At 63.3% G+C, this 12862-nt stretch carries 10 protein-coding genes; 7 read left to right on the top strand and 3 right to left on the bottom strand.

Translation table 11 applies throughout. The features are described from left to right. The first annotated feature begins 74 nt into the window (after positions 1-74). The 4 genes from WDJ60_RS11875 to WDJ60_RS11860 are packed head-to-tail and all read left to right on the top strand — an operon-like array spanning position 75 to position 6640. Complete coding sequence (locus WDJ60_RS11875; RefSeq protein ID WP_340100668.1) at positions 75-3266, top strand: adenosylcobalamin-dependent ribonucleoside-diphosphate reductase; 3192 nt, start codon at positions 75-77, stop codon at positions 3264-3266. A gap of 6 nt (positions 3267-3272) precedes the next feature. Then, positions 3273-3908, top strand: coding sequence for a rhomboid family intramembrane serine protease (locus tag WDJ60_RS11870; RefSeq protein WP_340100667.1), 636 nt, complete (start codon positions 3273-3275; stop codon positions 3906-3908). Positions 3909-3937: 29 nt separating this feature from the next. Next, positions 3938-4057, top strand: a complete 120-nt coding sequence (locus WDJ60_RS11865) for an HVO_2523 family zinc finger protein (protein WP_340100732.1) — start codon at positions 3938-3940, stop codon at positions 4055-4057. A gap of 60 nt (positions 4058-4117) precedes the next feature. After that, positions 4118-6640, top strand: a complete 2523-nt coding sequence (locus WDJ60_RS11860; protein WP_340100666.1) for a hybrid sensor histidine kinase/response regulator — start codon at positions 4118-4120, stop codon at positions 6638-6640. On the opposite strand, the gene WDJ60_RS11855 is transcribed toward WDJ60_RS11860, so the two are convergent. After that, positions 6641-7294 (bottom strand): TVP38/TMEM64 family protein, encoded by a 654-nt coding sequence (locus WDJ60_RS11855; protein ID WP_340100665.1) that lies wholly within the window; start codon positions 7292-7294, stop codon positions 6641-6643. 59 nt (positions 7295-7353) lie between these two features. On the opposite strand from WDJ60_RS11855, the gene WDJ60_RS11850 reads away from it, so the two are divergent. Next, on the top strand, positions 7354-7707 hold the full coding sequence (locus WDJ60_RS11850; protein WP_340100664.1) for a DUF5830 family protein: 354 nt from the start codon (positions 7354-7356) through the stop codon (positions 7705-7707). 23 nt (positions 7708-7730) lie between these two features. On the opposite strand, the gene WDJ60_RS11845 is transcribed toward WDJ60_RS11850, so the two are convergent. After that, complete coding sequence (locus WDJ60_RS11845; protein WP_340100663.1) at positions 7731-8876, bottom strand: DUF7115 domain-containing protein; 1146 nt, start codon at positions 8874-8876, stop codon at positions 7731-7733. An 85-nt stretch (positions 8877-8961) separates the two neighbouring features. Here WDJ60_RS11845 and WDJ60_RS11840 point away from each other — a divergent pair, with 85 nt between their 5' ends. After that, positions 8962-10143 (top strand): thiolase family protein, encoded by a 1182-nt coding sequence (locus WDJ60_RS11840; RefSeq protein WP_340100662.1) that lies wholly within the window; start codon positions 8962-8964, stop codon positions 10141-10143. A gap of 14 nt (positions 10144-10157) precedes the next feature. On the opposite strand, the gene purL is transcribed toward WDJ60_RS11840, so the two are convergent. Further along, positions 10158-12302, bottom strand: a complete 2145-nt coding sequence (gene purL / locus WDJ60_RS11835; protein ID WP_340100661.1) for a phosphoribosylformylglycinamidine synthase subunit PurL — start codon at positions 12300-12302, stop codon at positions 10158-10160. Positions 12303-12471: 169 nt separating this feature from the next. On the opposite strand from purL, the gene WDJ60_RS11830 reads away from it, so the two are divergent. Beyond that, positions 12472-12765, top strand: coding sequence for a YgaP family membrane protein (locus WDJ60_RS11830; RefSeq protein ID WP_340100660.1), 294 nt, complete (start codon positions 12472-12474; stop codon positions 12763-12765). The last annotated feature ends 97 nt before the right edge of the window (positions 12766-12862 follow it).

Raw genomic sequence — 12862 nt, 5'->3', positions numbered from 1 at the left:
TCACAAATGAGAGGAATGGGGCCACTCCAGCGACGGTGTATCGCCGCACGAACAGCCATCAGAGGTGACCGCGTATGAGTTCCGAGCTCGGCGCGGACGAACTCACCCTGCCGATCAAACGAGTCGAGGGGGACACCCTCGAAGACCGTCTGACCGGGAACGCGTATCACAATATCCTGCCCGCACGCTATCTTCGGAAGGATTCGAACGGTGACCTCGTCGAACAGCAGGAGGACCTGTTCGACCGCGTCGCCAAGAACATCGCACTCGCCGAAGCAGTGTTCGAGGCACGCAACGAGGACATCGACATCGAGGTGTCACCGGACCAGCTCAAGCCCGACCATCCGCGCCGAGACGAACTCGCCGAGGAGGTCTTCGGGAAGGGTACCACCGTCGACACCGACACCACGACGACGCTTTCGGAGTACAACGTCAACAAGTTCGCCTACGAGACTATCGTCCCCGAACTGCCTGCCGACGTGCAGGAGCACGTCCAGTCTATCGCCGGGCAGTTCCAGGACCTGATGGAGAACCTGTCGTTCATGCCGAACTCGCCGACGCTGATGAACGCCGGCGACGAACTCCAGCAGCTTTCGGCCTGTTTCGTCGACTCACCGGCCGACGACATCGACGACATCCACCAGACCGCAAAGGAGGCCGCACAGGTCTTCCAGAGCGGCGGTGGGATGGGGTATGCCTTCTGGAAGCTTCGCCCGTACGGCGATCCCGTCGGCTCGACCGGCGGCATCGCCTCCGGCCCGATTACGTTCATGCGCACGTACGACCAGATGTGCGAGACGATCGCACAGGGTGGTGCCCGCCGTGGCGCTCAGATGGGTGTCATGCGCGTCTCGCACCCGGACGTCATCCAGTTCATCCACGCCAAGAACAAGGACGTCTCGCTGGCACACACCCTGCGTCTGAACGACCCCGACGACTACACGCACAACTCCTTTGCCGAAGCACTCGAGGAGTCCCGCGAACTCATCGACGACGAGGGGCGCGTGCCGAAGCACCTCCGCAACGCTGTCGAGGGGCATCTCTCGAATTTCAACATCTCCGTCGGCGTCACCGACGCCTTCATGGAGGCGCTGAAAAACGACGAGGAGTTCACCTTCACGAACCCCCGCACGGAAGAGCCCCACATCGCCACCGAACAGACGAAGGAACTCTACGAGATGTTCGACCTCGGCGAGCACGTCGACGTCGGCGAAGTGCTCTCCATCCCCGCAGAACTCATCTGGGAGCGTATTATCCAGGGCGCCCACGAGAACGGCGAACCGGGCGTGGTCTACCTCGAACGTATCAACAAGAAACACTCCTTCGACGTGGAGGAACACCCAGAACATCAAATCCTTGCCACAAATCCCTGCGGCGAGCAGCCACTCGAAGAGTACGAGGCCTGTAACCTCGGCCACATCAACCTCTCGACGCTGGCCGCCGAGGGTGCCCCCGACTGGCGCGTCTGGTCGGAGGACAACCTCGACGATTACGGGACGCTCCAGGCGGCTATCGGCGCGTTCCTCGAAGACGCAATCGACTGGGAGGAATTCAACCGCCGCATCGAGCTCGGCACTCGCTTCCTCGAGAACGTCGTCACGATGTCCGACTTCCCGGTCCCCGAAATCGAGGAAAAGGTCCGGGCGATGCGCAAAATCGGACTGGGCATCATGGGACTCGCACAGCTGTACATCCAGCTGGGCATGAAGTACGGCAGCGACGAGGCCAACGAGACGGCCCGGCAGCTGATGACCCACATCAACCACCAGTCGAAGTGGACCAGCCACGAACTCGCGACCGAACGTGGCTCCTTCGCGGAGTGGGACAACTCGAAGTACGCCGACCCCACCGAGTACGAGGAGTGGTTCGAACACCACACCGGTCTCGACGCCGAGGAGTGGGCCGACGGCTTCCCCATCCGCAACCACAACACGACGACCATCGCACCCACCGGTACCACGTCGATGGTCGGCAACACGACCGGTGGCTGTGAGCCGATCTACAACGTCGCCTACTACAAGAACGTCTCCGACGACGTACAGGGCGACGAGATGCTCGTCGAGTTCGACGACTACTTCCTCCGGACGCTGGAGGACAACGACATCGACGTCGATAGCGTCAAGAAGGAGGCTCAGAAGCAGATGGCCGCAAACGAGTTCAACGGCGTCGAAGGGCTCTCGACGGTCCCGGACGCGATCGGCGAACTGTTCGTCACGACCGGCGCACTCTCGGCCAAGGAACACGCCGGCGTCCAGACGGCCTGTCAGGCTGGCGTCGACTCGGCTATCTCCAAAACCGTGAACGCGCCCAACGACTCCACGACCGAAGACGCCAAAGAGGTCTTCGAGTGGGTCTACGACCACGGTGGCAAGGGCGTCACCTACTACCGCGACGGCACACGCTCGAAGCAGGTGCTGACCACGCGTGCGGACAACGCGGAGTTCGCAGACGAGGCAGAGGCCGCAGAGACGCTGGTCGAACAGATCGAGGAGGTCTTCGGCGGCATCGAGGCCTTCGTCGAGAGCGAGGAAGTCGAGGCAGTGCTGGACCAGCAGGTCGAGGAGATTCTGGGCAGCGTCGACGGCGACCGCGAGCAGTTCGCGCAGAAACAGAGCCGGCCGGACGTGCTCCACGGCGTCACCCAGCGTATCGACACCGGCTACGGGAAGCTCTACGTCAACATCAACGAGGATCCCAAACAGGAGCGGCCGTTCGAACTCTTCGCCAACATCGGCAACTCCGGTGGCTTCACCGCCTCCTTTACCGAGGCGCTGGCGAAGACCATCTCGACGGCGCTTCGCGCGGGTGTCGACCCGTGGGAGATTGCCGACGAACTCCAGGGAATCCGGTCGCCGAAGGTCGCCTGGGACAAGGGCGAGCAGATTCAGTCCATCCCGGACGCCATCGGCACCGCGATGCGTCGCTATCTCGAAGGCGACGTCGAGCGAGCCTACCCGCAGCAGGCGACGCTCGAAGAGACCGCAGAAGAAGCCGAGGAGCAATCGGCCGACGGCCAGGCCGAACTCGGTGCGGCCGAACCGGAGACCGACGGCGGTGAGGGAAGCACCGCTTCCCGAGCCTCGTCGGACACCCGGTCCGACGGCGGCGCGATGTCGGCACAGGGGCAGCAAACGTCGACCGAGGGTGACCAGCAGGCACTCATCGAGGCCGGCGAGAATCCGGAGTGCCCCGACTGCGGGTCGCTCTCGCTGTACTACTCCGAAGGCTGCAAGACCTGCGAGTCTTGTGGCTGGTCGGAGTGCTAACGGGGAATGGCAGCCACCGATAACGCACCTGCACGCGACGGGCTTCGGTGGCTGGCAACCAAGCGTGTGACACTCGGAGTTATCGCACTGTTGCTCGCGGTTTTCGTGTTCGAACTAGTCGTCTGGTGGCAGTTCGGCGCTGCTGGCTGGCAGTACATCTTTCTCGCACACCTGCGTCCATCCCCAGGTTGGGTGATGGCACCGTTCTCCCACCGGAGTATCTCGCATCTGGTCACGACGCTCTCGGTCATCGTCGTCTACGGTGGACTGGTCGAGGAGTATCTCGAGCCGGCGACGTACTTCGCGTTCTACGTCGTCGCGGGCTACGCGAGCACGGTTGCTCAACTCCTCGAGTACGCCAACGGCCTCCCCGGGCTGGGAACACTCGGCGCGAGCGGGGCTGCACTCGGGCTCGTGACCTTCTTTTCGACGACGACAGCCGCTCGACAGCTCAGTGAGCCGGCGTCCGTCACGACTATCCAAAAACTGTTTACCGTGACTGGCGGCCTCATCGCGGTACTCATCGTGACCAACGATTTCGTACCAGGTGTCGTCTTCTCGACGGGGACTGCGCCGCTTGGTCACGCTGGCGGAATGGTCGCCGGCGTCTGCTACGGTGTCGTCCGCGCCCGAACACAATAGCAAAGTGCGTCCTCGCCGAGTGTGTGAGTATGACAGATGAGGGCGGGCGCCCGTGTCCGGCGTGTGAGCAGCCGATGTACCGCCGACACTGCAAGTACGTCTGCCCCCAGCACGGCGTGGTCTTCGACTGCTCGGACACGTTCTACTGAGGCTGGTGGCGGTATGTAGTCCCGATCATTTATAGCCGTTCGAGAGGTATCCAATCGGAAATGAGCCCTGGGTCAGTCGAGCGGATGCGTGTTCTCGTCGTCGACGACAACGCTGACCTGGTCGATATCGTCGCGGAGTTCCTCGAGCGGGAACACGACGGCATCACTGCCGTGACTGCAACGAGTGCCGACGAGGCACTCGACCGACTGCAAGCGGAGTCCGTCGACTGCGTCGTGAGCGACTACGACATGCCGGAGACAAACGGACTGGAGTTGCTTCGCGACATCCGGGAGAGAGACCCGGATCTCCCGTTCGTGCTTTTTACGGGGAAAGGCTCCGAGGAAATCGCGAGTGAAGCCATCTCGGCCGGCGTCACCGAGTATCTCCAGAAAGGAACCGCAACGGAACAGTACACCGTTCTGGCGAACCGCGTCGAGCGTGCGGTCAGCGAACACCGTGCCAGAACACGGCAGGCCGAAACAGAACGGCGGTTCGCGACGCTCGTCGAGAACCTCCCGGGGATGGCCTACCGCTGTCGCAACGAACCGGACTGGCCCATGGAGTTCGTCAGCGACGGCTGCAAAGAGCTAACTGGCTATACCACCGGTGAAATCGAATCGGGAACCGTCAACTGGGGAGAAGAGGTTATTCATCCCGAGGACCGGGAGGACATGTGGGACGCAGTTCAGCAAGTCCTCAACGGGGAGGAGACGTTCCAGGTCACCTATCGAATCCGGCGAGCAGACGGAGAGATACGCTGGTGTTGGGAGCGCGGACAGATGGTAACGGACAGCCAGAACGACGAGATACTGGAGGGGTTCATCACCGACATCACGCCGCGCAAGCGCCGGGAGCAGGAACTGCAAGCAGAGCGAGAATTCACCGAGAGCGCGCTCAACGCACTCGACGACATGTTCTTCGTCATCGACCCCGCGACCGAGAAGCTCATTCGCTGGAACGACCGGGTACCGGAGCAAACCGGCTACGCGGAGAGGGAGCTGGCGACGATGAAGGGAACCGAAATCATCGCCGCAGACGACCGCGACCGGGCGCGTGAAGCGATGGCGACAGCGATGACCGCGGGTACGGTAACAATTGAGACAGAGATCGTCTCGTCGACGGGCGAGCGCATTCCCTACGAATTCCGAGGGACAGTCATCTCCGACGAAGGCACTGATCGACGGGGTATCGCAACGGTCGGCCGAGACGTGAGCGAGCAACGCGAGCGCGAACAGACGCTCGAACGCTATCGGACACTCGTCGAGAACGTCGGCGACCCGATGTACGTCCTCAATCCCGACGGCACGATCGAGATGGTCAATAGGGCGATGGGCGACCATCTCGGCTACGACCCGGAAGAACTCGTCGGAGAGCCCGCCAGCTTCTTCTTACTCGGCGAAAATTCCGACCGAGGGAGTGAAATCATCGCTTCGCTCATCGAGAGCGACGAGAAGGAGTGGGAAACCTGGGAGATGCAAGTCGAGACCAGAGACGGGACCGTAACCAGCCACGAAAACAAGGTCGCGATTCTCACTGCCGAGGACGGTAGCTTCGTCGGGTCGGTCGGTGTCGTCCGTGACATCACCGAGCGCAAGCAGCGAGAAGAGGAACTCGAACGCTACGAGACGGTCGTCCAGGCCGTCGGTGACCCGGTGTACGCTCTCGACGATGACGGCGTCATCACCTTCGTCAACGATGCGGCCGAGGCGATGACTGGGTACGACGCGGACAGTCTGGTTGGCAGCCACATCGACAAGATTCTCGCCGACGACGGTGTCGACGTCGGGAGAACGCAGATTAGAGAGTTACTCGGCGACCCGAACAGGCGGGCGACGACCTTCGAAGTCAACGTCGAGACCCGCGACGGTGACCGGATTCCGAGCGAGGTCCACATCGCCCTCCTGCCGACCCCCGACGACACGTTCCAGGGGACAGCCGGCATCATCCGTGATATCGAGCAGCGCAAAGAGCGCGAGGAGCGCCTCGAACAGTTCGCCAGCGTCGTCTCACACGACCTCCGGGGCCCGCTGAACGTCATCCTCGGTCGAGTAGCCCTGGCAAGACAGCACACTGACAGCGACGAACTGGACGCTATCGCCGAAGCGGCAGCACGGATGGAAGGGCTCATCGAGGACTTGCTGACGCTCGCGCGGCAGGGACAGACCATCGGCGACAGCAAGCAGGTGGCACTGTCGAGTGTTATCGAGAACGCCTGGCAGTCCGTCGAGACACCACCAGCAACCCTCAAGAACCAGGCGACGCTGTCGATCAAGGCAGACCCCGAGAGACTCCAGGAGCTATTGGAAAATCTGTTCCGAAACGCAGTCGAACACGGTGACGACGGCGTGAGAATCACCGTCGACAAACTCGATGGCGCGGACGGGTTCTACGTCGCAGACGACGGGCCGGGAATTCCCGAAGACGAACGCGAGGCCGTCTTCGACCACGGCTACACGACCAACGAGCACGGCACCGGGTTCGGTCTCTCGATCGTCGAGCGCATCGCCGACGCACACGGCTGGTCGGTGAGCGTCACTGAAAGCGAAGACGGTGGTGCCCGTTTCGAGATTCGGACCGGGTGACTACTCCGGTTGTGGCTCGCGAAAGTGACTGTACAGCGGTCCCGACAGCACGATAACGCCCAGGCCGGCGATTGCCAGCACAGCGGCCGGACTGAGCGTGAAGCCAGTCACCGACAGCGTCCGCATCGAGTCTCCCGCCAGCACGGTCACCAGCGCCCACGGAATCTCACCGACCAGCGTCCCGGTCAGAAAGGCCCCGAGCGGCACGTTCGAGAGTCCAGAGGCGTACGAGATCGGGTCACCGGGGATCGGTGAGAGACGAGCGACGAGGACGCCGCGCGTCTCGCCGACTGCGTCCGTCAGTCGCCGGCCTGTGTCGGCAACAGAGCCAAACAGTCCCGCATCGCTCCGTGCATAGCGCGCGACGGCGAAGGGTGGGAGTCCAGAGATTCCGGCACCGACAATAGCAATCGGGAGCGCCACCATCGGACCGTAGACGTACCCGAGGACGAGCGCAATCGAGCTGACCGGCCACAGCAGGAACGGACGGACCAGATAGACTGCCACGAGCGCGAACGCGAACTGGACGGGATGGGTTGCCAGGTGCTCCAGCTTGGCGACCACCGCGGCCGGCGAGAACAACACGGCTGCCACGAGCGCAACGGCACCGAGACAGGCCATCCCGACAATCTGCCGACGAGTCGCACGCTCCATCTATCCTCATTAGCACCCTGTGCCGGCAAACTCTTTGTGGTCGTCGCCGAACGCACGGTGTGGACGAGCGAGTGAAACTCGGCGTCGAACTGCTCGCCCATCTCGAATACGAGGAGTTACCGCTCAGCGACGCCATCGACCGCCTTGAGACGATTACCACGGACCCGCATCTCACCAGGGAAATTCTCGACACCGCGGAGATGCGGGGACTCCTCGACCGTGAGGAGGGTCTCGTCAGACCCGCCGGTGGCGTCTACGTCAGTTTCGAGAGCGAAGTCGTCCAGCGCGAGGGCGAGTTTACGTGCCAGCGCTGTGGGGCCGACATCTCGACGGGGCATTTCATCAACTTCGACGCCGGTGAGCACGGCCCCTTTGGCTCCTCGTGTATCCGGAAAGTGACCGGCAGAGAGTAGGAACGAAGCGGTCGACCGCACACTTACCGGCCGCGACGGAGTTCCTCGATGAGCGTGTCGACTTTCTCGTCGTTGGCTTCGAGTCGTTCGTTGTGCTGGCGGAGCAGTTCGTTCTGGCGTTTGACTGCCTCGGTGAGTGTCGAGAGTTGCTCTTTGATTGCATCGATGTCAGCCGGGTCGATGTCGCCAGCGTCGGCCGCCGCTGCCGGTGCTAATTGGTCTGCTGACTCTGTTGGGGGTGCCGAGGCTGTCTCGTTCTGGTTTGGGACCTGTCGACCCGTCTCGCCCGACGGTGGTTTCGAAGTGGCGGTTGTCGACGGCTGCTTCGGTGTGTCCGTCTCGGGCACAGAGGACTGCCTGGTCTGCGACGGAGAGTCACCGCTGGCTGCGCTCGCCGGAGACGATTGACCGCCGCTGGCAGCAGTCTCGTCCTCGCCAGAGTCGCTGACGAGCGGTGAGATGCCGTCGTCGAGTTCGAAGCCGCTCGGCGACGTAGCGGCTTCGGCTGACTCCCCGTCGGTCTCGTCCTCGTTTTCGGCCAACTGTCCGGTGAGCTCTGCGAGCGAACTCACGTCGTAGTAGGCACAGAGCGTCTGTGTGAGCGTCTGCTTGAGCTTTGGCGCCTGTTCGGAGGGCGCCTTGATACGCTGTGGTCGCCCGCCGACGGTGAGGATAATCTGGGTCGCGACGCTCCCTTCCTCGAAGTCGAGCGCTGTCACGTCGTCGTAGTCGAACACCTCGAAGTCGTCGTCCCAGACGGGCGCGCCGATGTGTTTGATGAGCCGCGATTCGGTGACGACGAGCGTGAGTTCACTGAACTGGAAGACGCCGGCGACGGACTCGTCGTCGTCGGCGACGCCGGCGACGCGGAGCACGCCCTGCATGAGAATCTGCAGGAGCGTGTCCGCCCGGTCACCCGGCACTTTGAACTCCTTCGTCCCGTCGACGTAGGTCAGACTGAACTTCGTGTTTCGCCGACCGACAGAGAGGTTCAGCCGCTCGATGTCGTGAGAGTACACCGAGACCGACTCGTCACTCAGCAAGCCTTCGCCCCGGTAGAGAATCGTTCTCGTCGGCGTCACGCAGATGACGTCCTCGTCACCGAGGTTGACCGTCGCCTCGATGGACTCGCCACCCAGGCGTTCCCGCACGAGGTTCGGTATTTCCATGCTGGGTTGTTCCCGTGAGAAGTTATAAAACCGCGGGCTGGCCGGCGACCGAACAATCATACCGCCAGCCGTCGTTGCTGGTCCCATGCAGGAGGCCTATCTCGTCGACGCGGCGCGAACGCCGTTCGGCAAACGGGGTGGCTCGCTCCGGGACACTCATCCGCAAGACCTGGCCGCCGAACCGCTTCTGGCGCTCGAACGACGCAACGGATTCGACGGCGGGGAGACTGTCGAAGACGTCATCTACGGCTGTGTCGGTCCTGTCGGGGAGCAGGGACTGAACATCGGGCGGCTGGCCCCGATGGTCGCCGGATGGGGTGAAGACGTCCCCGGCGTTCAGCTCAACCGGATGTGTGGTTCGGGTCAGCAGGCGGTCAACTTCGCCGCCGGCCAGATTCGCGGCGGCATGGCCGATGTACTCGTCGCGGGCGGCGTCGAACACATGACTCGCGTCCCATTGGGGAGCGATACCCCTGGAGAGGAAAACAGCTACGCCGACGATACGGGCGTCTCCGAGACGTACTTCGAACACTTCGAGGAACTGACCACGCAAGGCGAAGGCGCAGAGCGTATCGCCGAGCAGTGGAACCTCTCGCGCGACGACTGCGACGAGATTGCCGTCGACTCCCAGCACCGCTGGGGCGAGGCCGACGCCGCCGGCCACTACGACGAGCAGGTCGTTCCCGTCGAGACGACACTCGATGGGGATGAGATCGTCCTCGAACGAGATGAACATCCACGACCGGAGACAGATGCTGAGACGCTCGGGGACCTGCCGCTTGTCTTCCGCGAAGAAGGTGACGGGGTCATCCATCCCGGCAACGCGTCGGGCATCGTCGACGGTGCGGCGGCGACGCTGGTCGCATCGAGTGAGGCGTGCGAGCGGTACGGCTGGGACCCAATCGCGCGCATCGTCGACTCCCACGTCGTCGGCGTCGATCCAACGACGATGCTCACTGGCCCGATTCCGGCGACCGAGGAGTTACTCGCCGACAACGGGATGACCGTCGAGGATATCGACCGCTTCGAGGTCAACGAGGCATTCGCCTCGGTCATCGGTGCGTGGCTGGCCGAAACGGGTGCCGACTGGGAGCGAACGAACGTCTGGGGTGGCGCCATCGCTCACGGGCATCCACTCGGTGCGACCGGTGCAGCACTCCTGGGAAAGCTCCCCTATCAACTCGACGCGTGCGACGGCCAGTACGGGCTGTGTACGATGTGTATCGGCTTCGGACAGGGTATCGCAACGCTCGTCGAGAACGTATAGTGGTCGGGTGCAGTCTATTCCAGTTCGCGCTCGATGACCGAACGTAGGTCCTGTATTTCCGTTGCTTCGAGCTCCACGTCGGTCCCGTCGACAGTGAGACCCAGCGAGCCGCTATCGTCCGCCGCTCCAATCTCCGAGACAGGAGCGATACCTTCGAGGGCATCTCGAACTGAATCGGGGTCGGTCGTCTCAACGACGACGCGACCGGCCTGTTCGTGGAACAGGTGAGCGGCGTCGGGCAGCGACACTGCGGCACCTGCACCGTCGTGAACCATCTCCGCGAGCGAGACGGCGAGGCCGCCGTGACTGACGTCGTGGGTCGCCAGCGTCGAGTCGAAGTCTGCCACCTCGGCTACCGTCTCGACGAGCCCGGCCGGGTCGTCTGGCAGTTCTGGGAACCGGTCCGACCCGCCCTCCGTCGCGAGCAGTTCCGACCCGCCGAGTCGTGCCTTGGCCTCGTCGGCCAGCGGCAGGTCGCCGACGACGAGCAGGGTCCCCTCACCAGCCAGATCGAGCGGTGGCGAATCGTATCCGGATTTCGTGCCCACGAGGGCAAGCGTCGGTGTCGGCGGAATCGGGCCGGTCGGAGAGTCGTTGTACAGCGAGACGTTCCCGCCGACGACGGGCGTCGACAGCGTCTCGCACATGTCCGCGAGGCCGTCCACGGTACTCTTGAATCCGCCGTACACGTCGGGTTTCTCGGGATTCCCACCGTTGAGACAGTCGACGGCAGCCAGCGGTGTTGCCCCCTTCGCGGCGACGTTGGTCGCGTTCTCCAGCGCGATAGCACGAGCGCCCTCGTAGGGCGCAACGTCGGTCCAGTTGGGGTCTGCGCCCGCGGAGTAGGCGAGACCGGTTTCTGCCTCTCGGATGGCCAGGATTGCGGCGTCGTCACCGGGACGACGAGCGGTCCGGACCTGGACTTCGTGGTCGTACTGGCGGTAGACCCAGCGTTTCGAGGCGCAGTTCGGACTGCCGACGACCGTCTCGACGGCCTCAGCGACGTCGATATCCGGCAGGTCACGGTCGGGCTGAGACGGCTCCTCAGAGTCGAGGTCGTTCATCGGCGCACCCTCGCCGAGGAAATGTCCGTCCGTGTCAACGACAGTCTCGCCCTCGAAGGTACAGACGTAGTTCCCCTCGGTGACCTCGCCGATGACCGAGCAGCCGAGGTCGTAGCGCTCTGCAATCTCCTGGACGCGCTCGACGTCGTCGGGGTCGACCTCGTAGGCCATCCGCTCCTGGGACTCTGCGAGCAGAATTTCCAGGGCGTTCATATTGGGTTCGCGCTGGTGAACCCGTTCGAGGTCGATGTGTGCCCCGAGTCCACCTTTGGCAACCATCTCGGAAGTCGCGCCGCCGAGACCGGCAGCGCCGAGGTCACGCGCCGATTCGACGAGATTCTCGTCGAGCAATGCCTCGTTGGCCTCGATGAGTAACTTCTCCGTGTACGGATCACCCACCTGGACGGCGGGACGGTCCTCGGTTTCGGCATCTTCGGAGAGGTCTTCGCTGGCAAAGGATGCACCACCGAGTCCGTCGCGACCGGTGGCATTGCCGACGAGCACGAGTTTGTTGCCGGCTTCCTGGGCGACGGCGGTGACCAGCCGGTCGGGGTCGTCGATGAGCCCGATGCAGGAGACGTTCACCAGCGGATTGCCTTCGTAGTCGTCGTGGAACGCGACGCTTCCCGAAACCGTCGGGACGCCGATACAGTTGCCGTAGTGACTGATGCCGTCGACGACACCCTCGAAGAGATACCGGGAGTGCTCGCGGTCGAAGTCGCCGAAGTAGAGGCTGTCCGCGAGCGCGATGGGGTAGGCGCCCATCGAGAGGGTGTCACGGACGATACCGCCGACGCCCGTCGCAGCGCCGTCGACCGGGTCGACGTACGAAGGGTGGTTGTGGCTCTCGATGCCCATCGTGATATACACGTCCTGACTGTTCTCATCGGTCGGGAGCGCGACCACCGCGGCGTCGTCACCGGGGCCGACGACGACCTGCTCGCCCTCCGACTTGAAGGCGGAGAGGAGCGGTCGGGAGGAGCGATACGCACAGTGTTCACTCCAGAGATTCTCGAAGAGTGCGGCCTCGGCCGGGGTCGGCTCGCGGCCGAGTTCCGCTTCGATGAGTTCACGGTCAGAATCGGCCAGAGTCATTACCGCGTCCTTGCCACAGGTCGGCTAAATCCCTTTCCATGCGCCACCGCTCTCGAGGGGTCGACACAGAATCGAGTCACCAACGGTGTCGCAACGAGCACGCAGACGGCTCGCAAGTCTGCAGACGACATTAAGCACTCAGCGCGCCTCTCTAGGGTTGGAGATTACAATGGAGAAAAACGTCGGTGGATACGACCGTATCGCTCGCTTCGTCCTCGGCCCGCTGCTCGTCGTCCTCGCAGTGGCCGCCTACGGCGGTTACATCACGCTCGCGTCGGGACTGCTCGGTGCAACAATCGTCTGGGCCGCCCTCGCAATCGGCGCGGTGCTCATCGTCACTGCCGCGACGCAGATGTGCCCACTCAACAGCGTCTTCGGGATCGACACCTACCGGAGTTCGGCAGGCGACGGCACCGCAGAGACGGACTCGGAGTCGGAGTCTCGTGCTGGCCGCCCGATGTAGATCGTCGCGCACTATTTTTTTGGCCTTGGTGAAGGTAGCGGTTAGTCTGGAGCAGTGCCAGCTGGCTGTCCTCGCGTGGTCGCACGGAGATTGAGGC

It is taken from the genome of Salinibaculum salinum, assembly GCF_037645885.1.
Lineage (GTDB): Archaea > Halobacteriota > Halobacteria > Halobacteriales > Haloarculaceae > Salinibaculum > Salinibaculum salinum.
Note: the sequence above shows the minus strand (reverse complement) of the source record. Positions and strands in the feature narration are given on the sequence as shown.